Annotated in this window: 18 protein-coding genes and 2 pseudogenes; 7 read left to right on the top strand and 13 right to left on the bottom strand. The window is 73.4% G+C overall.

Going from position 1 to position 24,551, the window contains the following annotated elements; translation table 11 throughout:
- Positions 1–67 precede the first annotated feature (67 nt).
- Positions 68–1,708, bottom strand: a complete 1,641-nt coding sequence (locus tag ACTMTB_RS03380; protein ID WP_441142385.1) for a peptide ABC transporter substrate-binding protein — start codon at positions 1,706–1,708, stop codon at positions 68–70.
- Between the two features lie 417 nt (positions 1,709–2,125).
- Here ACTMTB_RS03380 and ACTMTB_RS03375 point away from each other — a divergent pair.
- Positions 2,126–2,254, top strand: a pseudogene (locus ACTMTB_RS03375) (hypothetical protein); the annotation flags it as partial.
- 176 nt (positions 2,255–2,430) lie between these two features.
- On the opposite strand, the gene ACTMTB_RS03370 reads toward ACTMTB_RS03375, so the two are convergent.
- The 3 genes from ACTMTB_RS03370 to ACTMTB_RS03360 all read right to left on the bottom strand — a co-directional run bounded on the left by ACTMTB_RS03370 (position 2,431) and on the right by ACTMTB_RS03360 (position 5,669).
- The gene (locus tag ACTMTB_RS03370; RefSeq protein WP_441142384.1) at positions 2,431–3,603 is read right to left on the bottom strand and encodes a thioester domain-containing protein; all 1,173 of its coding nucleotides are present in this window, start codon (positions 3,601–3,603) and stop codon (positions 2,431–2,433) included.
- 183 nt (positions 3,604–3,786) lie between these two features.
- Positions 3,787–4,473 (bottom strand): response regulator, encoded by a 687-nt coding sequence (locus ACTMTB_RS03365; protein ID WP_210778416.1) that lies wholly within the window; start codon positions 4,471–4,473, stop codon positions 3,787–3,789.
- A gap of 2 nt (positions 4,474–4,475) precedes the next feature.
- Positions 4,476–5,669: a PspC domain-containing protein gene (locus ACTMTB_RS03360; protein ID WP_435819927.1), complete on the bottom strand. Its 1,194-nt coding sequence runs from the start codon at positions 5,667–5,669 to the stop codon at positions 4,476–4,478.
- Positions 5,670–5,912: 243 nt separating this feature from the next.
- On the opposite strand from ACTMTB_RS03360, the gene ACTMTB_RS03355 reads away from it, so the two are divergent.
- The 3 genes and pseudogenes from ACTMTB_RS03355 to ACTMTB_RS03345 all read left to right on the top strand — a co-directional run bounded on the left by ACTMTB_RS03355 (position 5,913) and on the right by ACTMTB_RS03345 (position 9,752).
- Complete coding sequence (locus tag ACTMTB_RS03355) at positions 5,913–7,502, top strand: PspC domain-containing protein (protein ID WP_441142383.1); 1,590 nt, start codon at positions 5,913–5,915, stop codon at positions 7,500–7,502.
- A pseudogene (locus ACTMTB_RS03350) lies at positions 7,499–7,738 on the top strand (hypothetical protein); the annotation flags it as partial. The gene ACTMTB_RS03355 and the pseudogene ACTMTB_RS03350, both read left to right, overlap by 4 nt.
- Positions 7,739–8,504: 766 nt before the next feature.
- Positions 8,505–9,752: a phosphatidylserine decarboxylase gene (locus ACTMTB_RS03345; protein WP_441142382.1), complete on the top strand. Its 1,248-nt coding sequence runs from the start codon at positions 8,505–8,507 to the stop codon at positions 9,750–9,752.
- A gap of 58 nt (positions 9,753–9,810) precedes the next feature.
- Here ACTMTB_RS03345 and ACTMTB_RS03340 read toward each other — a convergent pair whose 3' ends face one another.
- The 3 genes from ACTMTB_RS03340 to ACTMTB_RS03330 form a co-directional block, all read right to left on the bottom strand.
- A complete protein-coding gene (locus tag ACTMTB_RS03340) occupies positions 9,811–10,641 on the bottom strand; it encodes a CDP-alcohol phosphatidyltransferase family protein (protein ID WP_441142628.1) in 831 nt (276 codons plus the stop codon).
- Positions 10,642–11,077: 436 nt separating this feature from the next.
- Positions 11,078–11,989, bottom strand: coding sequence for an NUDIX hydrolase (locus ACTMTB_RS03335; RefSeq protein WP_441142381.1), 912 nt, complete (start codon positions 11,987–11,989; stop codon positions 11,078–11,080).
- Between the two features lie 110 nt (positions 11,990–12,099).
- Positions 12,100–13,047 (bottom strand): NUDIX hydrolase, encoded by a 948-nt coding sequence (locus tag ACTMTB_RS03330; RefSeq protein ID WP_154941892.1) that lies wholly within the window; start codon positions 13,045–13,047, stop codon positions 12,100–12,102.
- A 144-nt stretch (positions 13,048–13,191) separates the two neighbouring features.
- Here ACTMTB_RS03330 and ACTMTB_RS03325 point away from each other — a divergent pair, with 144 nt between their 5' ends.
- Positions 13,192–13,560: a PspC domain-containing protein gene (locus tag ACTMTB_RS03325; protein ID WP_280836895.1), complete on the top strand. Its 369-nt coding sequence runs from the start codon at positions 13,192–13,194 to the stop codon at positions 13,558–13,560.
- Positions 13,561–13,570: 10 nt separating this feature from the next.
- On the opposite strand, the gene guaA is transcribed toward ACTMTB_RS03325, so the two are convergent.
- Together guaA and ACTMTB_RS03315 are read right to left on the bottom strand one after the other, a co-directional pair.
- A complete protein-coding gene (gene guaA / locus ACTMTB_RS03320; RefSeq protein WP_441142380.1) occupies positions 13,571–15,127 on the bottom strand; it encodes a glutamine-hydrolyzing GMP synthase in 1,557 nt (518 codons plus the stop codon).
- Positions 15,128–15,273: 146 nt separating this feature from the next.
- A complete protein-coding gene (locus tag ACTMTB_RS03315; protein ID WP_441142379.1) occupies positions 15,274–16,971 on the bottom strand; it encodes an FAD-dependent oxidoreductase in 1,698 nt (565 codons plus the stop codon).
- A gap of 137 nt (positions 16,972–17,108) precedes the next feature.
- On the opposite strand from ACTMTB_RS03315, the gene ACTMTB_RS03310 reads away from it, so the two are divergent.
- A complete protein-coding gene (locus ACTMTB_RS03310) occupies positions 17,109–18,239 on the top strand; it encodes an LCP family protein (RefSeq protein WP_441142378.1) in 1,131 nt (376 codons plus the stop codon).
- Here the strand turns inward: ACTMTB_RS03310 and ACTMTB_RS03305 are convergent.
- The 4 genes from ACTMTB_RS03305 to guaB all read right to left on the bottom strand — a co-directional run bounded on the left by ACTMTB_RS03305 (position 18,236) and on the right by guaB (position 23,915).
- Entirely contained in the window at positions 18,236–19,684 is a 1,449-nt protein-coding gene (locus ACTMTB_RS03305) for a M1 family metallopeptidase (protein WP_441142626.1), read from the bottom strand. The genes ACTMTB_RS03310 and ACTMTB_RS03305 overlap by 4 nt on opposite strands.
- Before the next feature lie 61 nt (positions 19,685–19,745).
- Positions 19,746–21,155 carry a M1 family metallopeptidase gene (locus ACTMTB_RS03300; RefSeq protein WP_441142377.1) on the bottom strand — a complete coding sequence of 470 codons (1,410 nt, stop codon included), beginning with the start codon at positions 21,153–21,155 and terminating at the stop codon, positions 19,746–19,748.
- A gap of 50 nt (positions 21,156–21,205) precedes the next feature.
- Entirely contained in the window at positions 21,206–22,324 is a 1,119-nt protein-coding gene (locus ACTMTB_RS03295; protein WP_238451094.1) for a GuaB3 family IMP dehydrogenase-related protein, read from the bottom strand.
- A gap of 28 nt (positions 22,325–22,352) precedes the next feature.
- On the bottom strand, positions 22,353–23,915 hold the full coding sequence (guaB, locus tag ACTMTB_RS03290; protein WP_357918528.1) for an IMP dehydrogenase: 1,563 nt from the start codon (positions 23,913–23,915) through the stop codon (positions 22,353–22,355).
- A gap of 196 nt (positions 23,916–24,111) precedes the next feature.
- On the opposite strand from guaB, the gene ACTMTB_RS03285 reads away from it, so the two are divergent.
- Positions 24,112–24,522 (top strand): DUF5319 domain-containing protein, encoded by a 411-nt coding sequence (locus tag ACTMTB_RS03285; RefSeq protein WP_154941884.1) that lies wholly within the window; start codon positions 24,112–24,114, stop codon positions 24,520–24,522.
- The last annotated feature ends 29 nt before the right edge of the window (positions 24,523–24,551 follow it).

Genomic DNA, 24,551 nt, shown 5'->3' with positions numbered 1-24,551 from the left:
CCTCGCGGAACGGCCCCGGGTCGGGCTCACCGGTTGGCGAGCCCGACCCGGGGTCAGACCGTTCGGATCAGAGTTCGACAGAGGTGATGTCGAGCTCGCCGACGTTGGTCAGCTCCATCTTCTTGATCTTCTCCGAGTGGCCGGACTGCTGGCCACCGAAGTAGACCGGGACGGTCGGCACGTCGGCGTCGATCTTCGCCACGGCCTGCTCGAACAGCGCGTGCGAGGCCTCGAGGCTCGGGGCACCGCTGGCCTGCTTGGCCAGGGCGTCGACCTCGGGGTTGCTGTACAGACCGTCGTTCGAGGAACCACCGGTCACGTAGAGCGGGTTGACCCAGTTCTCGACGTCCGGGTAGTCCTGCTGCCAGCCGGCGCGGTACATGCCGTCCATCTTGTGGGCGTTGATGTTCTGGCGGAACACCGCGAAGGTCGGCACACCGGTGGCGACGGCGTCGATGCCCAGCGTGGTCTTGATCTGCTGCGCGACGGCCTCCATCCACTCCTTGTGGCTGGCGTCCGCGTTGTAGTAGAGCTTCAGCTGGCCCTTGAAGCCGCCAGCCTTGGCCAGCAGCTGCTTGGCCTGCTCCGGGTCGTACTTGCAAGCGGTGCAGTTGCCCGGCTTGGCGCCCGGGGTCAGCGGGTTGGCCCAGCTGTCGGCCGGCTTGCGGTTGCCGAAGAAGATCTTGTCGCTGATCTCCTGGCGGTTGATCGACAGCGAGATCGCCTTACGCAGGTCCGCGTTCTTGAAGCGGGCGTCGTAGATCGGGAAGGCGATGATGCCGGTCACCGGGGTGGTGGAGGAGATCGCCCGGTCGCCCAGGTCGTTCTTCCAGTTGTCACCCGCGAGCGAGGAGACCGGAACCTGCTGCATGAAGTCCAGGTTGTTCGAGACCAGGTCGCTGTAGGCGGCCGTGTCGTCCTGGTAGATCTTGACGTTGACGTCCTTGATCTTCATCTTGTCGCGCAGGGAGTACTCGTCGAACCGCGTCAGCTTGATCGCGACGTTGTTCTCCCAGGACACGAACTTGACCGGGCCGTTACCGATCGGCTTCTTGCCGAAGTCCTCCGCCTTGCCGGCGAAGAAGGCGTCCGGCAGCGGCATGAAGGTGCTGTAGCCGAGCTTGGTCGGGAACACGGCGGTCGGCGCGGCCAGCGTGACCTCGAAGTTCCAGTCGTCGACGACCTTCAGGCCGGACATGGTCTTCGACTTGGGCTCGGGGGCCTTCTTCGGGCCGTCCTCGTCCGGGTCGGTGGTGTTGACGTCCGCGAAGCCCGCGATGTCGGCGAAGAAGCTGGAGTTCTGCGCGCCGTTCGGCGAGTAGGCGCCCCAGTTCCAGGCGTCCACGAAGTTCTTGGCCTTGACGACGGTGCCGTCGTGGAACTTCGTGTTCTGCTTGATCTTGATCTTGTAGACCTTGGAGTCGGCCGTCTCGATCGACTCGGCCAGCGCGTTCTGCGGCGCGCCACCGTTGTTCGGGTACTCGACCAGGCCGGTGAACAGCCAGTCGATGATCTTGCCGCCACCGGTCTCGGTGGTGTTGGACGGAACCAGGGGGTTCTCCGGCTCCGTACCGTCGACGACGATGCTGCCGTCAGAACTCTTGGCGGCGGTCTCGCCGCCGTCGTCGTTGGTGGAGCAGCCGGACGCGATGAGCGCGAATGCCGCGCCCACGGCGATGGCGCCGCTCGCCCGCTTCGAGACTCTCATTCCGAGGGGCCTCCTCTTTCGTAACCTGGTTCCGTCGTGGGTTTCACGCACGCATGGGGGGTGACGCCGCCGGTGACCCCGTGTCGCAGGTCACCGGTACTACCGCAGAGAAATCGGGACACCCCAGGGGGACCGATCCGCCGGGCCACCGCACCACTGGAGCTCGACACCGCGCAGGCTCGACGGCCACGAACCGCACTGGTGGGCGGTGCCGTGGTCGGCGGGACGTACGGGGTGCCTCACGCCAGGGGTGAGGTGCTGCCACTGTGACACTCACCGGCCCATTACGTGAAGGTGCCGTTATCAAGACGTTAGTTGCCCGCCACGTTGCCGATACTTGAGAAAAGATCATGAAGTGCCCTGGTCGTACCGCTCTGAGCAGGTAAGACAGCAAGGCACCGCATCTCCGCACCACCCGTGGGCTCGGGGCTTGTGAGCTTTCCCGGCTCCGCTCCGGCGCTCTCCGAGGTCCACCGAGCGCTGGCCGTTTCTGCCCATCCGGATGATGTCGACTTCGGCTGTGCGGGCACCATAGCAGGCTGGGTGGAGGACGGTGTAGCGGTGACGTACCTGATCGTCACTCGCGCGACGCCGGCGGCTTCGACGCCACCGCCCGCGAGCGGATGCCCCGGTGGTGCGAGGCCGGGCCGCGCGCCCCGGCCGACCCGGAACGGACTCCGGCCCCGGCACCACAGGGTGCCGGGGCCGGAGGGGGTGGTTCGTCAGGCGGTGAAGCGGACCCTGCGGCGGCGGACCACCAGCAGGGCGACCGCACCCACGGCCAGCAGCAGCACGCCGGCGGCGGTCGCGGCCGCGATCGGCGAACCGGTCAGCGGCAGGTCGCCGCCGTTGCCGGCCGGCGAGGTGGACGGCGCCGGGCTCTCCCCCGGGGTCGACGGCGAGGGCGACTCGACCGGGGTCGACGGCGAGGGCGACGCCGACGGGGTGGTCGGGGACGCCGACGGGCTGGCGGGTGCGGCGGCGAAGCTCGCCGAGGCGTCGGCGGTGACCGTGGCGCCGGCGCTGCCGCCGAGGATCAGCTTCTGCTTCTCGTCCTTGCCGCCGGAGAAGAGGAAGACCCGGCCGAAGGAGACCGAGTCCTGGGCGGAAACGGTCACGGTGACCGAACCGGGATCGGTCGCGGTCAGCCAGAAGGCCCCGCCGTTGGTGGTCGTGGTGACCGGCTTGCCCTCGGCGTCGACGGCGGTGCCGCCGGAGACCTTCAGCGCGATCTCGCCGGCCGGACCCTTGACGGTGAACGGGCCGGCCTTGCCGCCGGCGGTGGCGGTGGCCTTCGCCGGGTCGATGGTCAGCTCGGCCTTCGGCTCCGGCTGGTCGGTCGCGTTCGCCACCAGGTAGTCGTAGATCTTCTTGATCACGCCGTACTCGGCGGCGTCGGTCAGGCCCTGCTCCCAGTCGCCCAGCTTGACGCCGTCACTGAAGTGCCAGACGGCGGTCTGGGTGCCGAAGTAGAGCAGGGTGTCGCGCCGCTTGTCGCCCAGCCCGGCCGGCAGCTCCGTCCCCGCCGCCTTGAGCAGCGCCGGCACCTCGGCGTTCGGGTAGCCGTGGGTGAGCACCCACTGCACCTTGCCGAGGTTCTCGACCTCCGACTGGCCCCAGGTGCCCTCGGTGTACTCACCGTCGCGGGCCACCGGCGTGTGGAAGTCGATGCAGAAGACCGGCACCGTGCCGTCCTTGAGCTCCAGCGCGAGCGCCGACGTCGACAGCTTCCGCTTGTCGAGCTTCAGCACCACGCCGGTGTCCTTCACCGCGCGCGCCACGCCGGTCGCCGGCGCCTCGGCGGCGGCCGGAGCGGCCGAGCCGAGCACCATCGCGCTGCCGGCGACGAGCGCCGTGGCGATTCCGGCCCAGCGTCGTCCCAGTTGTTTGAACATCAAAGTCGTACACCTCTCCCCAGGGGTGGGCCCGCATCCGGCGGGCCTGCACAGGTCGCCGTTCTCGCGGGGTTTCGCACCACCCGCACGCGAGAAAAACGCGACGGGGCATTATGCGACATGAGTGGATCTCTTGTCAGCCCCTGGGGTCGTTCGGTCCGATTGTGAGGATCGGCCCTGCCGTCACACCAGCCGGCGGTCCGCCGCCCAGCGGGACAGCTCGTACCGGTTGGACATCTGGAGCTTGCGCAGCACGTTGGACACGTGCGTCTCGACCGTCTTGATCGAGATGAACAGCTCCTTGGCGATCTCCTTGTACGCGTACCCCCGGGCCAGCAGGCGCAGCACCTCCCGCTCCCGGTTGGTGAGCTGGTCCAGCTCCGGGTCGGCGACCGGCGCGTCCGGCCGGGCCGCGAAGGCGTCCAGCACGAACCCGGCCAGCCGGGGGCTGAACACGGCGTCGCCGTCGGCCACCCGACGGATCGCGGCGGTCAGCTCGTCCGGCGAGATGGTCTTGGTGACGTAGCCCCGGGCACCCGCCCGGATCAACCCGATCACGTCCTCGGCGGCGTCGGACACGCTCAGCGCCAGGAACTTGACCTGCGGATGGGTACGCCGCATCGCGTCCAGCACCGCGCGGCCGCCGCCGTCGGGCATGTGCACGTCCAGCAGCACCACGTCGGGCTGGGTCGCGGCGATCCGGGTGAGCGCCTCGGCCACCGTGCTCGCCTCTCCCACCACCTCGACGTGCGCGCCCAGCTCGGCCCGTACGCCCGCCCGGAACATGGCGTGGTCGTCGACGAGGAAGACCCGCAGCCGCTCCACCCGGGCGTCCGCGCCCTCGACCGGTTCCATCGACTGCTCCGCCATGATCATTTGTCCCTCTCCGCCGTGGAGCCGTTGCCGGTGATCGGCAGGATCAACCGGACCTCGGTTCCCTCTCCCGGCCCGGACCGGATCTCCGCCCGGCCGCCGTGCCGCTTCATCCGCCCGACGATCGATCCTCGTACGCCGTGCCGGTGATCCTCCACCGTATCCGGGTCGAAGCCCTTGCCCCGGTCCCGCACGAAGACGCTCACCTGCTCCGGCTCGACCTCGGCGTAGAGCGACACGGTCTGCACCCCGGCGTGCCGGGCCGCGTTGACCAGCGCCTCCCTGGCCGCCGCCACCAGCGCGCCGACCCGCTCGTCGGTCTCCCGGTCGCCCACCACCACCGCCTCGACGGTGATCGCGAAGGTGTCCTCCACCTCGGCGGCGGCCTGCTCCAGCGCGGCGGCGAAGCGTTCGGTGGGCGAGCCGGTGGGCTTGTAGAGCCAGTTGCGCAGCGAGCGCTCCTGGCCCCGGGCCAGCCGCTGCACCGTCTTGACGTCGGTGGCGTTGCGCTGGATCAGGGCCAGGGTGTGCAGCACCTGGTCGTGGACCATGGCGGCCAGCTCGGCGCGTTCCTGCTCGCGGATGCGCCCCTCCCGCTCCGAGCGGAGCTGGTTGTACGTCCGCCACAGCACCGGCGCCGCGACCACACCGACGCCGGCCAGCCCGACCAGCGCGAAGATCACGCCGTTGACCACCGCGTCGAAGTTCTGCACCGGGGAGTAGACCGCCGCCACGCCGATGATGCCGACCGCGACCAGCACCCCGCCGCCGACGAAGCGGAGCACGAACGCCCGCCGGTCGCTCTCCTCGACCACCGCGCCGAGCCAGGGCACCGGGGAATCGCCCCACTGCCGGCGGCGCTCCGGCGCGGACTGGTGCCAGATCACGCCGGCGCCCACCGCGATGATCGCAACCAGCCAACCGGCGGTGCCGGTCGCGCCCACCGAGTCGAAGACCAGCACCTGCATCAGCAGCACGCCCAGCCCGATCAGCACGAACGGCAGCAGCTGCGACAGGTCCCGGCGGGGCGGCGCCGCGGTGTCGCCGGGACGCAGCGGGACCACCGCCCAGAAGGCGGCGTAGAGCAGCAGCCCCAGGCCGCTGAGGCCGAGCAGGACCATGAAGGCGACCCGTACCCGCAGCACCGGGATGCCGAGGTGGTCGGCGATGCCGGCGGCCACGCCGGCGGCCATCCGGTGCTCGGGTGCCCGGTAGAGGCGGGGCGGTGGGGTCGTCACGGTGCTGATCGGAGGCTCCCCTGTTCAGGCCCGGTGCGGCGCAGGTGCCGGGGTCGTCCGGCTCCGGTCCGATCGTCACACGGGGCGACGCCCGGCGACCACGGGGACGCCCCGGACATTCCCGCCCCCACGATCTCAGGGTGGGGTCAGGGTCGGGTCCGGAGGACGCTCGGGCGTCCGGCGCAGCAGGATCGGAGCATGACCGAGGAAGCTGCCCCGCCGCCCCGCCCGTGGGCGACCGAGCCGGAGAGTCCGCCGCCCACCACCACCGGCGCGCCGGGCCCGTGGGCGTCCGCCCACGGCGGCCAGACGCCACCCCCCGGGGGGTACGCTCCGCCGCCGTTCGGCGGCGCCGGCTTCACCTCACGGTACGGGCTGGTCCGGCCGCGGGAGGGCCGCTACCTGGCCGGGGTCTGCGCGGCGATCGGCCGGGCCACCAACACCGACCCGGTGCTCTGGCGGGTGATCCTCGCCGTGCTCGGCTTCTTCGGCGGCGTCGGCATCCTGCTCTACGTCGCGGCCCTGCTGGTCATCCCCGGCGAGGGCGACAGCGGCTCCCCGGTGGAGTCGATGCTCGGCCGGGGCCGGTCCAGCATGTCGCCGGTCACTGTCATCGTGCTGAGCATCCTGGTCGCGGTGAGCTTCGGCTTCATCGTCACGGACGCGTTCCGGGCCGTCCTGCTCGGCGCGGCGATCCTCATCGGCGGCGCGCTGCTGCTCAACCGGGACGGCCGCACCCCGCCCGCCGCCGTCCCCACCGAACCACCGGCCCCGGCCAGCGCCCCACCCGGCCCGGTGCCACCGGTCAGCTACCCCGCGCCCGGCCTCTTCACCCCGGCCCCGACCGGTCCGCTCGCCCCGACCGCACCGCTGCCGGTCACCGTGCCGGCGGAGCGCACCGCCGAGCAGGCCGCCTGGTCACCCGCGCCGCCGGCCGCACCGCCCGGCGCCCGGCCGGACGCCCGGACCGCCGCCTGGCCGGCCGCACCGGGAACGGCCGAGCCCGCGCCGGCCACCTGGCCGCCGGTCGCCGAGCCGACCGTCCCTGCGCCACCGGTGGGCGCGGCGGTGCCCGCCGGTGGCTACCGCCCGCCGTTCGCGCCGCGCGGGCCGTACGCCGGGCCGCCTTCGCCGCCCCCGCCCCCGCCGCCCCGGGTGAAGCCGCCGAAGCGGCCGCGCGAGCGGTCGGCGCTCGGCGCGGTGACCTTCTCGCTGATCTTCCTCGCCCTGGGCGTGGTGGCCATCCTGGACCTGCTGGGCGTCTTCCCGGTCGGCGCCGCGGCCTACTTCGCGGCGGCGCTGGCCACCATCGGCCTCGGGCTGCTGGTGGGCACCTGGTTCGGCCGGGCCCGCTGGCTGATCGCGCTGGGGCTGGTGACCGCGGCGGCGCTGGGGGTGGCCACGGTGGCCGAGTCCTACGACCGGATCCGCGGCGTGGACGGCAACGTCACCTGGGCCCCCACGGACGTCCGCGACCTGGCCACCCGCTACGAGAACAGCTTCGGCGACACCACGCTGGACCTGCGGGGGATCAACTTCGACAAGCGGACCACCGAGATCACCGTTGTGGTCAACTTCGGTGAGGCGACGATCGTGGTGCCGCCGAACGTCGACGTCACCACCGTGACCGACGTCAACGCCGGGGACGCCACGGTCTTCGGCCGGCGCACGGGCGGGCTGGACGGCCGTTCCCGGGAGAGCACCGACCTCGGCCCGGACGGGGCCGGTGGCGGCACGCTGCGCCTCAACGTCCACGTCAACGCCGGCAACCTGGAGGTGACCCGGTGAGGGTGCACCGCACGGACCTCGTCTCGCTCGCCTTCGGGCTGCTCTTCCTCGGGCTCTCCGTCTGGTGGCTGCTCGCCCAGATCCTCGGCCTCGCCCTGCCCCCGGTGGGTTGGTTCCTGGCCGGCGCGCTGGTGGTGATCGGGCTGCTCGGCCTGGTCGGCGCGCTGCGGTCGGGCCGGCACGACCGGGAGGCCCCGCCGGCCGCCGGGCCGGAGCCGACCGAGCCCGACCCGTCCGCCGCCGGCTGGTCGGCGCCGCCCGCCGGGCCGCGGGACGCCGCCGACGGGTTCCCCGGGCCGGCCGACACCGCGATCGCGGACCGGGAGCCGGCGCCGGTCCCCTTCGAGCCGGCCGACCTCCGGTACCCGCGGGACGACGAGGCCGTCCCCACCCGCTGGGAGACCACCGAGACCCCGGGCGCCGAGCGGGAGACGGCCGAGATCCACTACGCCGACCCGGGAACGGACGAGGACGTGCCCACCCGCCCACAGGTGACAGGGCAGGAGACGGCGGCGCTCGGAACGGCCGGAGAGCAGACCGCCGAGGTCCTGTTCGCCGGTCCGGACGACGCCACCGCCCCGGTGTGGGGACCGGACGGGACCGGTGACCGCTTCACCGAGCCGCAGACCCGGGCGATCGGGTCGGCCGGCGAGGCGGACGAGTGGCCCACGGCGGCGATCAGCGACCGGCCCGCCGAGGCGGTCGAGGACCGGGCGGCCGACGCGCCGGACGACCGGCCCCGCTGGTCGCCCGCCGAGCCGGTCAGCGGCCCGCCGGCCGGGGAACGCCGCGCGCCGGACTGACCGCGGCGGTGCGGTCGCAGCCGACGGACTCGTATGCTGGCCGGTGGAGATCCCGCCTCCGCCGGCCGGCCGCGCCGGCGGGCCTCGTCCGCGGCCGAGCGGTCCGGTCAGCGGTCCCGTCCGGGGCCGAGCGGACCAGGTCGCCCGTGGCGGTCCCGCCGCGACAGCCCGTCTCTACCTCGTCAGGAGCCCGTCCGACATGACCCAGTCCCCCGCCGAGCGCACCCCCGGCCGGTCCGGTCCGGTCCGCATCGGCGAGCGCGCCGCCCGTACCCTCGTCACCGAGCTGGCCCGGCGTAACGACCCGAAGGCCGCCCTCCTGGTCGACGCGTCCCCGGAGTCCGCGGTGCTCGCCGCGGCGATCGACGCGCTGCTGCCCGGCGACACGCTCACCGTCGTGCCGGCCGAGCCGGCCGGCGCCGGCGCGCTGCGCCAGCACGTGGCGGCCCAGGGTCGCTGGGTCGCCGACCGGGTACGCGTCGTCGACTCCCTCGCCGAGGCGGACGCCGCCGAGGTGGTCATCGCCGCCGAGCCGCTGACCGGCACCGCGGAGCAGGCCCGGACGACCGTCGACGGCCTGGTCAAGTACCTCAGCGAGGGCTCGGTGCTGAGCGTGGCCGCGCCGGTCTTCCGTACCGAGGGCGCCGCCGCCGAGCTGGACCGCCAGGGCGTGCTGCACGGGGTCGGCACCGACCTGGTGCTGCGCAACTCCCCGCCGGTACGCGTGCACCACCTGCGCTTCACCCCGGCCAGCCCCGCGCTCGCCGCCCGGCTGGCCCCCGCCCACCGGCCCTCCAGCGTGCCGCTGACCCGCGGCATGCACATCGACTCCAACGGCGTCGCCGCGGCCGGCATCGCCCTCGGGCTGGCCGCCGTGGCCCGCGTGGTCCGCCCGAAGTCCAAGCTCTGGCTGCTGCCGGCGCTGGCCGCCGGCCCGGTGGCCGCCTTCTTCCGGGACCCGGAGCGGGACGTCCCGGAGGACCCGTCGGCCGTGGTCGCGGCCGCCGACGGTCAGGTCCTCTCCGTGCAGCGGCTGCACGACGAGCGGTTCGGCGACGGCGAGTGGCTGCGGATCGCGGTCTTCCTGTCGGTGCTGGACGTCCACGTCAACCGCGCGCCGGTGCCCGGCAAGGTGGTGGACTACTTCGTCGCCGACGGCGGCTTCGTCAACGCGATGAAGCCGGACGCCGAGCACAACGTGGCCGCGTACACGGTGCTGGACACCGACCACGGCACGGTGGTGGTGGCGCAGCGCACCGGGCTGATCGCCCGGCGGATCGTGCAGCGGGCGCCGATCGGCGCGCTGCTGGCCCGGGGCGAGCGCTTCGGCCTGATCCGGTTCGGCTCGCGCACCGACGTCTACCTGCCGGCCGACGCGGCGGAGCCGCTGGTCGGGCCGGGCGACAAGGTGGTCGGCGGGTCCACGGTCATCGCCCGCTGGCGCTGACGGAACGCGAGAAGGGGCGCCGCGGTCGCGGCGCCCCTTCTGCGTACGTGCGGGTGGATCAGGCGGTGCGGCGCTGGTGCAGCCAGAGCAGCGGGCCGCTGACCAGGTAGCCCACCACCACCAGGGCGAAGGTGAGCCGGATGTCGACCAGCGCGCCGATCACCGGGGCCAGCCACAGCCACGGCGGCAGCTTGAGCAGCCGGGCGAGCTTCGCGTACGGGAAGCTGGAGACCATCGCGAAGGCCAGCAGCGCCACCCCGGCGATCTGCACCACGGCGGGCAGCGGCAGGCCGATCGCGACCGTGAGGGCGAGCACCGCCGCCGCCATGGTCGTCGGCACCCCGCAGAAGAACCGGCCGTCCTTCGGCGAGACGTTGAACCGGGCCAGCCGGATCGCGGCGCAGGCCGCGACGAGGGCCGCGGCCACCGCGGCGGCCGCCGTGGGGGCCGACCCGGCCAGCGAGGCGTAGACCACCACGGGGGCGGCCAGGCCGAACGAGCACATGTCGGCCAGCGAGTCCATCTGGGCACCGAACGGGCTGGCCACGCCGAGCTTGCGGGCGAGCGCGCCGTCGAGGCCGTCGAAGACGACGCAGGCGATGAGCAGGAGCGCCGCGACCCGGGCCTCGCCGGCCATGGCCACGAAGATGGCGTTGATGCCGAGCATCAGGCTGGCCAGCGTGCAGGCGTTGACCAGCGCGAACTTCATCCGGCGCGACGCGGTGCGCTCGCCGGGGAGCAGCGGGATCGACATCGCCGACGCATCGTCGTCCACCGACGGAGCGGGGGCGAGGGCCGGGCTGACCGGCATGACCGCCTCGATCTCCGCGCGGCGGGCGCGGTCGAAGCCGTACCGGCGGGGCCGGTCGACGAGGTGCTCGGGGACCACCAGCTCGGCGCCGATACGCGGGTCGCCGTCACGGCGGCCCACCCGGACCAGCAGCACCTGCCGGGCGAACGTGCTGCTGCGGCGCAACCGGCCCGCCCAGCGACGCCCGGCGGGGCGCGGACTGTCAGTCGTACGACGCCGGCGCCATAGGGCTCTCGGCACGTTTCCTCCATCACCGGATCGACTGGCCGCCCACGGGGGGCGGGTGTCCGGCTGTCTCGTGCCGGACCGCTCTTGGCCCGGCAGCCCGTTCAAACGGTGTACACCATTGCACAGGGAAGTGGCGGTTGGCGATAGCTGCCGGCGGTACTTATATCTCCGTTAAACCGCGCGAACCGCTGTCTTATTCCCATCTCGGGCGTCATCGCCCGTTTTCTCCGCCAACCTCACTTACGACTGTACCGGAGCACCCTCACGACGGCCCGGCGAGCGAGGGCTATCGCCCCCGACGTCCGGTTGCCAGGGCGGCGACCTCGGTCAGCGACAGCGTCGCCAGCTGCGCGGACGTGAACCAGCCCGCCGCCGCGGTCGACCCGCCGGCCAGCTCGGTCACCTCCGGCTCGGTGGGCGCCGAGACCAGCACCCGGTAGACCACCCGGACGGCATGCCAGTCCAACGGGCGCCCCTCCGGCCCGAGCGCCGCGGGGTTGTGCAGATTGTCGACCGTCAACAGGTCGACAACGGTCCCGAGCTGCCCGGACTCCTCCACCAGCTCGCGCAGCAGCCCGGCGGCCGGCTGCTCGCCGTGATCCGTGCCACCGCCGGGCAGGTGCCACCGGCCCGCGCCCGGGTAGCCCGGTGCGATCCGGGTCAGCAGGATCCGGTCAGCGGGGTCGGTGACCAGCCCGTACGCGGCGAACCGCTGGCGCCGGTCGGCGGGCGGGGCGGCCTGCCCGGCCGGCAGCGCGCCGGGCAGGCCGGCCGGCAGGGGCGTGACGGGCAGGCCGAGCAGCTCGGCGGTGAACGGCATCAGCGGCAGCGCGGCGGCCTCGTCCGGCGTGCACCAGGCCAGCTCGTCGCTGCCGCCGGCCGGCTCCGGGCGCAGCCCGCCGCCGTGCTGCTCGACGTCGTAGACCAGCCGGTCGGTGTGCACGGCGACGCGCTCGGCGCGGAAACTGGTGACGTCGGCCAGGGCGGCCCGCACCCCGGTCACCTCGACGGCCAGCCCGGTCTCCTCGGCGAACTCGCGGACCACCGCCCGCGCCGGGTGCTCCGCGTGCTCGACGCCACCCCCCGGCACCTGCCACACGCCGGGAAACGGACAACGGGCGGATCCCCGGGCCAGCAGCACCCGCCCCGAGGCGTCCCGCAGCACCCCGTACGCCCCGACCCTGCGCCGCTGTTCCACGCCCACCACGCTCCCCCGCCGCCCGGCCAACCGGCCGTCGATCATGAGGTTAGCGGCAGGAGGGAGCGGTATCAGGCGGTCGACGCCCAGGATCGACGGCGGAGCGAGCGTCAGGTGAGGCGGGCGGCCTGGACGGCTTCGGCGGTGACCTCGGTGAGCCGGTCGGTGGGGAGGGCGCCCAGCTCCTCCCGGGCGAACCAGCGGGCCTCGCAGGTGGAGCCGCCGACGTCGGCGACGGTGGGCGGGGCGGGCTGGTCGACCACCACCCGGTAGAAGGCGCGCACCCCGTGCCAGTCGATCGGGTAACCCTCGGGGCCGAGCGAGGCGGCGTCCCGGTGGCTGGCCACGCCGAGCAGCTCGACCAGGCGGCCGGTCTGGCCGGTCTCCTCCACCAGCTCCCGGATCAGCGCGGCGCCGGGCTGCTCGCCGTAGTCGGTGCCGCCGCCGGGCAGGTGCCAGCAGCCGGCCCCCGGGTACCCGTCGGAGACCCGGGTCAGCAGCACCCGGTCGTCGGGGTCGGTCACCACCGCGTACGCGGCGAAGCGCTGCGCCCGGTGCAGGCCGTCCGGGCCGGGGACGGCGTAGAAGGAGGGGAACTCCGGCGGCTCGTCCGGGACGACGTCGGCGGAGGAGGCGGGCAGGCCCAGGGCACGCGCGGTGAACGAGCGCAGCGGCAGCGCGCGGGCCTCGTCGAGGGTGTACCAGCGGGCCAGGTCGGTGGGACGCTCCACCCGGTCGGTGAGGGTGCCACCGCGCACCGAGACCCGGTAGAGCAGGCGGTCGGTGTGGATGGTGATGCCCCGCTCCGGCAGGGCCCGCATGTCGGCGAGGACGTCCTCCAGCCCGGAGACGGCGACCGAGAGCCCGGTCTCGGCGGCGGTCTCCCGGACGACGGTGTGCTTCGGGTCCTCACCGTGGTCGACCGCCCCGCCGGGCAGGGACCACACGCCGGGGGTGCCGGAGCGCTCCGATGCGCGGACCAGCAACACTCGGCCGACTGAATCAGCACAGACTGCGTATGCCGCGATCCTGCGGAGCGGCTCCAGCAAGGTGGTCACGGAGCCAAATTCTCCCCGCCCAGGGTTACCTGGATCGAAAAGAGTCAGATTCCTGACTCATGACTGGCAGGTCAGGGATCGGTCAGGGTAGGGATCCGGGCGGTCACCGAGGTCGCCCGGCCGCCCCGCGCGGAACGTGGAGACATGACCTCGACGAGCACCCCCCAGGCCCCGTACAAGCAGCTCCGCCGACCCACCACCGACCGGATGGTGGCCGGCGTCGCCAGCGGCCTCGGCCGCTACTTCGCCGTCGATCCCACCCTGGTCCGGGTGGTCTTCGCCGTGGCGACCCTGCTCACCGGCGGCTTCGCCGCGCTGGCGTACCCGATCATGTGGTTCCTGATGCCGGAGGAGCCGGCGGGCGCGCCCGCCTGGCCGCACCCGACGGGCGCCGCGCCGCACGGCACGCCGCCCACCCCGGGGTACGTCCCGCCGCCGGCCCCGACCACGCGGCCCGAGCCGCCGACGGTCGCGCAGCCGACCTACCCGCCGCAGCAGCCGCCGACGGCGTGAGCCGACCGGCTCACTCCCACTCGATGGTGCCCGGCGGCTTGCTGGTCACGTCCAGGACCACCCGGTTGACCTCGGCGACCTCGTTGGTGATCCGGGTGGAGATCCGGGCGACCACCTCGTAGGGCAGCCGGGACCAGTCGGCGGTCATCGCGTCCTCGCTGGAGACCGGGCGCAGCACCACGGGATGCCCGTAGCTGCGCCCGTCACCCTGCACGCCGACGCTGCGCACGTCGGCCAGGAGGACCACCGGGAACTGCCAGACGCCCCGGTCCAGGCCGGCGGCGGAGAGTTCCTCGCGGGCGATCAGGTCCGCCTGCCGGAGCAGGTCCAGCCGCTCCTGGTCGACCGCGCCGATGATCCGGATGGCCAGACCCGGGCCCGGGAACGGGTGCCGCCAGACCATCGCCTCGGGCAGGCCGAGCTGGAGGCCGAGCGTCCGGACCTCGTCCTTGAACAGCGTGCGCAGCGGCTCGACCAGGGCGAACTTCAGGTCCTCCGGCAGGCCGCCGACGTTGTGGTGGCTCTTGATGTTGGCGGTGCCGGTGCCGCCGCCGGACTCCACCACGTCCGGGTAGAGGGTGCCCTGCACCAGGAACTCGACGTCGCCGTGCGAGGCGATCTCGCGGGCGGCGGCCTCGAAGACCCGGATGAACTCCCGGCCGATGATCTTGCGCTTCTGCTCCGGGTCGGTGACCCCGGCCAGCGCGCCGAGGAACCGCTCCTGCGCGTCGACCACCTTCAGCTTGATGCCGGTCGCCGCGACGTAGTCCTTCTCCACCTGCTCGGCCTCGCCGGCCCGCAGCAGGCCGTGGTCGACGAAGACGCAGGTGAGCTGGTCACCGACCGCCTTGTGCACCAGCGCCGCGGCCACCGCGGAGTCCACGCCGCCGCTCAGGCCGCAGATGACCTCCTTGTCGCCGACCTGCTCGCGGATCCGGGCGACCTGCTCGTCGATGATGTTCTCGGGCGTCCAGGTCGGCTCGATGCCGGCGATGTCGTACAGGAAGCGGGTCAGCATCTCCTGGCCGTGCGCGGTGTGCCCGACCTCCGGGTGGAACTGCACGCCGGCCCGGCGGCCGGCCAGGTCCTCGAAGGCGGCGACCGGGGCGCCGGCCGACTCGGCGGTCACCGTGAAGCCCGCCGGGGCCTCGGTCACGCAGTCGCCGTGGCTCATCCAGACCGGCAGGTCGGCCGGCAGATCGCGGAGCAGCACACCGGGATCGAGGAGGCGGGGGCGCAGCGGGGTGCCGCCGTACTCGCGGTTGCCGGTCTTCGCGACCGTGCCGCCGAGCGCCTGGGCCATCGCCTGGAAGCCGTAGCAGATGCCGAAGACCGGCACGCCGGAGTCGAACATCCCCGCGTCGATCTGCGGGGCGTCGGGCGCGTAGACGCTGGACGGGCCGCCGGACAGGATGATCGCGGCCGGGTCCTTCGCCAGCATCTCGGCGACCGGCATCGAATGCGGGACGATCTCCGAGTAGACCTTGGCCTCGCGCACCCGGCGCGCGATGAGCTGGGCGTACTGGGCTCCGAAGTCCACCACCAGGACGGGGCGAGGCGTGCTCATGTGCAGAAAGCCTACCGACAGTCACCCCCGGCCCGGGCACTGGCCGGGCTCCGGGCGTGCCGCGTCACGTCCGGAGCCGGTCAACCGGCCCGCCCGCGCGCCACCGGCCGGCCGCGCTCCCGGTGCCCGCGGTCCGGCCGGGGCGGTCAGCCGCGCAGCGCGGCGGGGGCGTCCGCCGGCACCGCCGGGCGCCCCGGGGGTACGGGCGCCACCCGCCGGTACGCCTCGCCGAGCGGCGGACGGGGATCGTCCTCGCCCTTGTTCGGCCAGAAGGACATCGCCCGCTCCGCCTGGGCGGTGATCGTCAGCGACGGGTTCACGCCGAGGTTCGCCGAGACCGCCGCCCCGTCCACCACGTGCAGCCCCGGGTGGCCGTAGATCCGGTGCCACGGGTCGATGACCCCGTCGGCCGGGGACGCCCCGATCACCGCCCCACCGAGGATGTGCGCGGTCATCGGGATGTTGAACGGCTCGGTGAGCGCGCCGCCCGGCGTACCGCCGATCTCCTCGGCGAGCAGCCGGACCGCCTGGTTGCCGGCCGGGATCCAGGTCGGGTTGGGCGCGCCGTGACCCGGCCCGGAGACCAGTCGCCGGCCGAAGAGGCCGCGCCGGAACCGGGTGGTCAGCGAGTTGTCCACCGACTGCATCACCAGGGCGATCACCGTCCGCTCCGACCAGCCGCGCACCGACAGCATCCGGGCCGCCAGCCCGGGTTGCCGGACGATGCTGCCCAGCCAGCGTCGGACCCGGTGCGGGCCGCCGTCGACCAGCAGCGACTGGAGCAGCCCCATCGCGTTCGAGCCACGGCCGTAGCGCACCGGCTCGATGTGGGTCTGCGGGTCGGGGTGGAAGGAGCTGGTGATCGCCACCCCCTCGGTGAAGTCCACCCCCTCGGCGCGGGCCCGCGCGCGGGGCACCGAGGCGCCGAGGATGGCCTCGGAGTTGGTGCGGGTCAGCTCGCCGAGCCGGTCGGAGAGGCCGGGCAGCGCGCCGGTCGCCTTCATCTCGTGCAGCAGCCGCTGGGTGCCCAGCGCCCCGGCGGCGAGGACCACCTGGTCGGCGTGGATGACCTGCCGGCGCCGCCGCAGCCAGGCGCCGGTCCGCTCGGTGTGCACCTCATACCCGCCGTCGGGGGCCGGCCGGACGGCGGTCACCGTGGTCAGCGGGTGGACCTCGGCGCCGAGCCGCTCGGCCAGCCAGAGGTAGTTCTTGACCAGCGTGTTCTTCGCGCCGTGCCGACAGCCGGTCATGCAGGAGCCGCAGTGCGTGCAGCCGGTGCGCTCCGGGCCGACCCCGCCGAAGTACGGGTCGGGCACCCGTTGGCCGGGGCGGCCGATGTGCACGCCCACCGGGGTGGCGTGGAAGGTCCGGCCGACCCCCATCCGCTCGGCGACCGCGCGCATCGCCCGGTCCGCACCGGTGTCGACCGGGTACGTGGTGACGCCGAGCATCCGCTTCGCCTGGTCGTAGTGGCGGGCCAGCTCGTCGCGCCAGTCGGTGATGCCGCGCCACTGCGGGTCGTCGTAGAAGGCGTCCAGCGGCTCGTAGAGGGTGTTGGCGTAGACCAGCGAGCCGCCGCCCACTCCCGCCCCGGAGAGCACCATGACCCCGCCGCCGGCCCTGCGATCGACGGAGCGGAGCAGCGTGATCCGTTGCAGGCCGTAGCAGCCGAGCTTCGGCGCCCAGAGGAAGCGCCGGGCCCGCCAGGACGTCTGCGGGAACTCGTCGTCGGCGAACCGCCGACCGGCCTCCAGAACGCCGACGGTGTAACCCTTCTCGGCCAGCCGGAGCGCGGTGACGCTGCCGCCGAAACCGGACCCGATGACGACCACGTCGTACCGCATGAACGCATCATTACCGCTGAGTAGCCATCGCGCCAGCGGCAGTTTTCGCGCGATCATGATCGCGTCCACCGATCCGTCCGGCCACGCCCGCAACTCCGGGCCCCCGTCGGAGCGTTGTCCCAACGGGGGTGTCGAGCATGGCTCACGAGACAGGGGCGCGACGACCGCGCCGGGCGCTGCTGCTGGCCGCCCTCGCCGCGGTGGTCCTGGTCGCCGGGGGCGCCCTGGTGGTGAACCGGCTGGTCAGTGACGACGGGCCGCAGCGCCGACCGGGCGCGGTCGCCGCCACCGCCACCGCGACCGCCACACCGGGCGCCGCCCCGGAGCCCAGCCCGACCACCCCGCCCGGGGCCGGCATCACCGGCCCGCTCAACCTGCTGCTGGTCGGGGTGGACACCCGGGTCAGCGTCCCCGGGTGGGAGCCGCACAGCGACGCGGTGCTGGTGCTGCACGTGCCGGCCGGGCTGGACCGGGCGTACCTCTTCTCGCTCCCCCGCGACCTGCTGGTGGACATCCCGGCCTTCCCCAAGGCGGGCTACAAGGGCGGGAAGACCAAGCTCACCCACGCGATGAGCTACGGCAGCCGGGTGCCGGGCAAGCCCAAGGAGCATCGCGTCGCCCAGGGGTACGAGCTGCTGCGCAGCACGGTCAGCGGATACACCGGGCTGCGGATCGACGCCGGCGCGGTGATCACCTTCAACGGCTTCGACAAGCTGGTGGACACCCTGGGCGGGGTGGACATCCACGTCGACCAGCGGGTGGTCTCGCTGCACCGCCGGCCGGACGGCAAGCACCGTGACCCGGCGCCCTCCGGCGGCGGCTACGTCGGGCCGCAGATGGTCTACGAGAAGGGCCAGCGGCACCTCAACGGCTGGCAGGCGCTGGACTACGCCCGCCAGCGCTACATCACCGGCGGCGACTACGCCCGGCAGCGCCACCAGCAGCAGCTCCTCCGGGCGCTGACCGCCAAGATCCTCGACGAGAACCTGGCCCGCCAGCCGGACCGGGTCCAGCAGGTGGTCGACGCGCTCGGCGACACCCTGATCTACGCCGGCGGTCCCCGCATCGTCGACCTCGCGTACGCCCTCGGCGGGCTGAGCGTCGACCGGTTCACCCCGGTCGCGCTCCCCGGCAGCGGGGTGGGCAAGGGCAGGGCCTACCGGGGTGAGGAGCTCAAGGCGGTCGGCCGGCAGTTCCTCACCGCGCTCAAGGCCGGCGACGCCGAGCAGTTCCTCGCCGCCCACCCCGAGCTGCGGGTGAAGAACTAGAGACGCTTTGGCGCCGGCGGGCGCTCGGTGCCGTGCAGCCAGGCGGCGAAGAGCTTGTCCAGTTGCTTGCCGGAGACCCGCTCGGCGACCGCGACGAACTCGTCGGTGGTGGCGTTGCCGTTGCGCTTCTCCGCCGCCCAGGTCTTGAGGATCTTGAAGAACGCCGGGTCGCCGACCGCCACCCGCAGCGCGTGCACGGTCATCCCGCCGCGCTGGTAGACCGACTCGCTGAACAGGTTCTGCCGGCCGGGCTCGGCCGGCGGCGTCTGCCAGAGGCGGCTGGACGAACCGGCGTACCGCCGATCGAAGGCCGCCTGGGCGGTGCCGGTGCCCCGGTGCTCGGCCCAGAGCCACTCGGCGTAGGTGGCCAGCCCCTCGTTGAGCCAGATGTCCTGCCACTTCGCCAGCGAGACGCTGTTGCCGAACCACTGGTGGGCCAGCTCGTGGGCGACCACGCCGGTGTTCTCGCCGCCCCGGAAGAAGCCCGCGCCGTAGACCGGGCGGCTCTGCGTCTCCAGCGCGTACCGGATCCGCTCGTCGGCGACCACCACCCCGCCGTACGCGGCGAACGGGTACGGCCCGAAGACGCTCTCCAGGTAGTCGGCGACCTCGGTGGTGCGGGCCATCGACGCGTCGGCGGCCCCCTTGCCGAGCTTGGTGCTGACCGCGCTGAACACCGGCCGTCCCTTGTGCTCGCCGGTCTCGACCCGGTAGTCCCCGATCACCACGGTGCTCAGGTAGCTGGCCATCGGGGCGGCCTCGGACCACTTCCAGGTGGTCCAGCCGTCGGCGTCCGAGCGCCCCTTCGGCACCCCGTTGCTGACCGCGGTCAGCCCCTTCGGGACGGTGATCTCGACGTCGTAGGTCGCCTTGTCCGAGGGGTGGTCGTTGACCGGGAACCAGGTGCTCGCCGACTCCGGCTGGCCGAGCGCGATCGCGCCGTCGGTGGTGTGCAGCCAGCCGCCCTCGCCGAGCACCTCGTTGGCCAGCGGCTCCGGCTTCCCCTCGTAGCTGATCTCGGCGGTGAAACCGTTGCCGGCGGTGAGCCCGGCGGCCGGGGTGACCACCAGCTCGTCGGCCTCGCGGGCGTGCCGGGCCGGCGCGCCGTCCACGGTCACCTTCCGCACGGTCAGCCCGGCCAGGTCCAGGTGGAACGCGGACAGGTCGGCGGTGGCCGTCGCCTGCACGGTGGCGGTGCCGGTGAGCCGGTCGGTCGCCGGGTCGTAGCGGACCTTGACGGTGTACCGCCCGACGTCGTACCCGCCGTTGCCGTAGCTCGGGAAGTAGGCGTCGCCGACGCCGGCCGCGCCCGGCGCGAACTGCCGCCCGGCCGTCGGGGCCGGAGCCGCGGCCGGCGCCGGCCGCGGCTCCGGCTCGGACCCGCACCCGGCGAGCCCGAGGGCCGCCACCGTCACCAGACCGACGCCCCGCCGCATCCGCGCCATGGCCACCCGGCACCTCCCCGTGTCGTCGGCGGCAGCCTACCGACCGGCGGTCACCCGCGGGTCACGGAAGGGCGGGCGCGACGCCGCCGGCCAGCCAGGCGTCCAGCAGGGGGCGCAGCGGGCGGCCGGCGACCCGCTCGGCGTACCCGGCGAAGTCGGCGGTGCTGGCGACGCCGCCGCGCCGCTCCTCGGTCCAGCCGCTCAACAGGCGGAAGAACGTCTCGTCGCCGACGGTCCGGCGCAGCGCGTGCACCGCGAGGGCACCCCGCTGGTAGACCCCGTCGCCGAACATCGCCGCTCGGCCGGGATCGACCGCCGGCTGGGACCAGTCGGTGACGGCGTGCCGCAGCTCGAAGGCACGCTGCGCGGTCCGGCCGCCGTCGTGCTCCGTCCACAGCCATTCCGCGTACGTGGCGAAGCCCTCGTTGAGCCAGATGTCCTGCCAGCTCGACAGCGAGACGCTGTTGCCGAACCACTGGTGGGCCAGCTCGTGGACCACCACGGACGGGTTGGGCCGGCCGCCGGAGAAGAAGCCCGGCCCGTAGACCGGGCGGGACTGGGTCTCCAACGCGTACCCGATCCGGCTGTCGGTCACCACGATGCCGCCGTAGGAGTCGAACGGGTACGGCCCGAACCGGCTGGCGAGGAAGTCCGCTATCTCGCCGGTACGGGCCAGCGAGGCCGCCTCGGGGCCGGTCGCCGGCAGGCCGGCCGGCACCGCCGTGACCATCGGTCGGCCGCCGTGCGTGCCGGTCTCGACCCGGTAGTCGCCGATCACCAGGGTGGTCAGGTAGCTGGCCATCGGCGCGCGCTCGGCCCACCGCCAGGTGGTCCAGCCGCCGGTGCTGCTCCGCTCCCCCGGCACCCCGTTGCTCAGCGCGGCCAGCCCGTCGGGGACCGTCACCTCGACGTCGTAGGTGGCCTTGTCGGACGGGTGGTCGTTCACCGGGAACCAGGTGGCCGCCGACTCGGGCTGGCCGAGCACGATCGCCCCGTCGGCGGTGTGCAGGAACCCGCCGCTGCCCAGCTCGCCGTCAGGGACGGCGGTCGGCACCCCGGCGTAGTCGACGTCGACGGTGAACCCGGTGCCGCGGGGCAGCCCCCGCGGCGGCGTGATCACCAGCTCGCTGCCGTCGCGGCGGTGCCGGGCCGCCGCCCCGGAGACGGTCACCCGCGAGACGTCCAGCCCGATCAGGTCCAGGTTGAACCGGGAGAGGTTGCCGGTGGCGGTCGCGGTGACGGTGGCCCGGCCGGTCAACCGGTCGGTCGCCGGGTCGTACCGCACCCGCAGCCGGTAGCCGGAGACGTCGTAGCCGCCGTTGCCCCGACCCGGGACGTACGGGTCACCGGCGTCGGCGGCGCCGGGCCGGAACTCATTGCGGTCGTCGCGGTCGGACGTACAGCCGGCGGTCGCCACGGTCGTCGCCGCCACGACGGCGGCGAGCAGAAACCTGGACCGGATACGACGCACCGGCCGAGCCTAATCGGCGCGACCGGTGCGTAGGGGTGGTTTTGTCCGGGTCAGCGGTCCAGGACCAGGCCGACCTTCTGGAACTCCTTGAGGTCGCGGTAGCCGCACTTGGCCATCGCGCGGCGCAGCCCGCCGAAGAGGTTGAGCTGGCCGTCCGGCTCGTCGGCCGGGCCGAAGAGCAGCTGTTCCATCGAGCCCAGCGGCTCGCCGGCGATCTCGAACGCGCCGCGCGGCAGCGACGGGTGGCTGGCGGCCGAGTGCCACCAGGCGCCACCGGCCGGCGCCTCCTCGCAGAGCGACAGCGCCTCGCCGAGCATCACCGCGTCCGCGCCGCAGCCCAGCGCCTTCGCGATGTCGCCGGAGGTCTGGATGTCGCCGTCGGCGATCAGGTGCACGTACCGGCCGCCGGTCTCGTCCAGGTAGTCGCGGCGGGCCGCGGCGGCGTCGGCGATCGCGGTCGCCATCGGCACCCGGATGCCCAGCACCGACTCGGTGGTCGACCAGTCGTCGCCGCCGATACCGACGATCACGCCGGCCGCGCCGGTCCGCATCAGGTGCAGCGCCGTCTTGTAGTCGGTGCAGCCGCCCACCACGACCGGCAGGTCGAGGTCGGCGATGAACTCCTTGAGGTTCAGCGGCTCGTCGGTGGTCGAGACGTGCTCGGCCGAGACGATGGTGCCCTGGATGACCAGGATGTCGACGCCGGCGTCGAGGATCACCGGGGCCAGCGCCAGGGTGTGCTGCGGGGAGACCCGGACGGCCACCGTGCCGCCGCCGGCGCGCAGCTCGCGCACCCGCTCGGCGATCAGGTCGGGGCGGATCGGCTCGGAGTAGACCTCCTGGAGCCGCTTGGTCGCCCGCGCGTCCTCGCCGAGGCCGGCCAGCTCCTCCAGGACCTTGGTCGGGTTCTCGTACCGGGTCCACAGGCCCTCGACGTTGAGCACGCCGAGCCCGCCGAGCTGGCCGAGCCGGACGGCGGTGGCCGGGCTCATCGTGGCGTCCGACGGGTGCCCGACGCAGGGAATGCCGAACTGGTACGCGTCGAGCTGCCAGCTGGTGGAGACGTCGTCGACGTCCCGGGTCCGGCGGCTCGGCACGATGGCGATGTCGTCCAGGTGGTAGCCGCGCTGCGCGGTCTTGCCCAGCCCGATCTCGACCACGTCACGCATGGGGACTCCAGGTGGTTGGGGGTGATGGTCAGCGGGAGTGGTAGTTGGGCGCCTCGACGGTCATCTGGATGTCGTGCGGGTGGCTCTCCTTGAGCCCGGCCGCCGTGATCCGGATGAGCTGGCCGCGGCGGTGCAGCTCGGGGATGCTCTCCGCGCCGACGTACCCCATCGCGGCGCGCAGCCCACCGATGAGCTGGTGGGCGACCGCGGAGAGCGGCCCCCGGTAGGGCACCTGGCCCTCGACGCCCTCGGGGACGAGCTTGTCCTCGGCGAGCACGTCCTGCTGGAAGTAGCGGTCCTTGGAGTAGGACTTGCCCTGGCCGCGAGACTGCATCGCGCCGAGCGAGCCCATCCCCCGGTACGCCTTGTACTGCTTGCCGTTGATGAAGATCAGCTCGCCGGGGCTCTCCTCGCAGCCGGCCAGCAGGCTGCCGAGCATCACCGTGTCGGCGCCGGCGACCAGCGCCTTGGCGATGTCCCCGGAGTACTGGATGCCGCCGTCGCCGATCACCGGAACACCGGCCGGGCGGGCGGCCCGCGCGGCCTCCATGATCGCGGTGATCTGCGGTACACCCACCCCGGCGACGATCCGGGTGGTGCAGATCGCGCCCGGGCCGACCCCCACCTTGACGCCGTCGGCGCCCGCGTCGACCAGCGCCTTCGCCCCGGCGTACGTGGCGATGTTGCCGCCGACGATGTCGATGCCGACGTCCTTCTTGAGCTGGCGGACCATGTCCAGCACCGCCCGCTGGTGGCCGTGCGCGGTGTCCACGATGATCACGTCGACGCCGGCGTCCACCAGCGTCCGGGCCCGCTTGTACGCGTCGTCGCCCACGCCGACCGCCGCGGCGACCCGGAGCCGGCCCGCCTCGTCCTTGGTGGCGTTCGGGTACTGCTCGCTCTTGGTGAAGTCCTTGACCGTGATCAGCCCACGCAGCCGGCCCGAGTCGTCCACGATCGGCAGCTTCTCCACCTTGTGCCGGCGGAGCAGGTCGAGGGCCTCGTCCTTGCTCACCCCGACCGGAGCGGTGATCAGCGGGGTGCGGGTCATGATCTCGTGGACCGGGGTCTCCGGCGCGGAGACGAACCGCATGTCCCGGTTGGTGACGATGCCGACCAGCTGCCCGTCGCCGTCGACCACCGGCACGCCGGAGATGCGGTAGCGGCCGCAGAGCTCGTCGACCTCGCGGAGGGTGTCGTCCGGGCTGGCGGTCACCGGGTTGGTGATCATGCCGGACTCGGAGCGCTTGACCAGGTCGACCTGGAGCGCCTGGTCCTCCAGCGAGAGGTTGCGGTGCAGCACCCCGATGCCGCCCTGGCGGGCCATCGCGATCGCCATCCGCGCCTCGGTGACCGTGTCCATCGCACTGGACAGCAGCGGCACGGTCAGCTCGATGTTGCGGGTGAGGCGGGTGCGGGTGTTGACCCGGCTGGGCACCACGTCCGACTCGCCCGGCTGGAGCAGCACGTCGTCGAAGGTCAGACCGAGCGGCACCACCCGTGCCGAGCCGGCCGGCAGCTCCGGCAGGTGACCACCCGGCTCGCCGTCGCCGACGCCGCCGGGAAGATCAGTGCTGGGCGAATTCTCCACGATTGCTCTCCTGAGCTGCTTGGACGGGCTTCAGCGAGGTGGCGCGCGCGGGCACCGGCGCACGCCGAGGTGACGGCGCGTCGTTTCATCGTACCCATTGAGCTGAGCCGGCCCCGGCGGTGCCGGCGCGGGTCGGCGAGGCCACAGGGGTGGCCGGGGGGACGCGTCCGGCGAGCGTTGGGACTACGGTGAGGGGGTGCACGACGAGCCCATCGACCCGTTCAACGGCGACCCGGCCGATCCGGCTGCTGGCCTGCACGATCCCCGTGAGGACGATCCGCTCGACCCGCTGACGGAGGTCGAGCGCCAGGACGTCCTGGAGGACCTGGCCGACCTGGAGATCTACCAGGCCCTGCTGTCGCCGATCGGGGTGCGCGGGCTGGTGATCGAGTGCGAGGACTGCCGGGAGCCGCACTACTTCGACTGGGACCTGCTCCGGGGCAACCTGCGCCACCTGCTCAGCTCCGGCCGGCCGCGGGTGCACGAGCCGGCCTACGACCCCGACCCCGACCACTACGTCACCTGGGACTACGCCCGTGGCTACGCCGACGGGGTGCACGACACGCTGACCGAGGCGGCCGAGGAGGAGTCCCCCTCCGACGACTGAGCCCGGACGACTGGGCCCGACCGCGAGCG

Source organism: Micromonospora sp. L32 (assembly GCF_052068055.1).
Lineage (GTDB): Bacteria > Actinomycetota > Actinomycetes > Mycobacteriales > Micromonosporaceae > Micromonospora > Micromonospora purpureochromogenes.
Note: the sequence above shows the minus strand (reverse complement) of the source record. Positions and strands in the feature narration are given on the sequence as shown.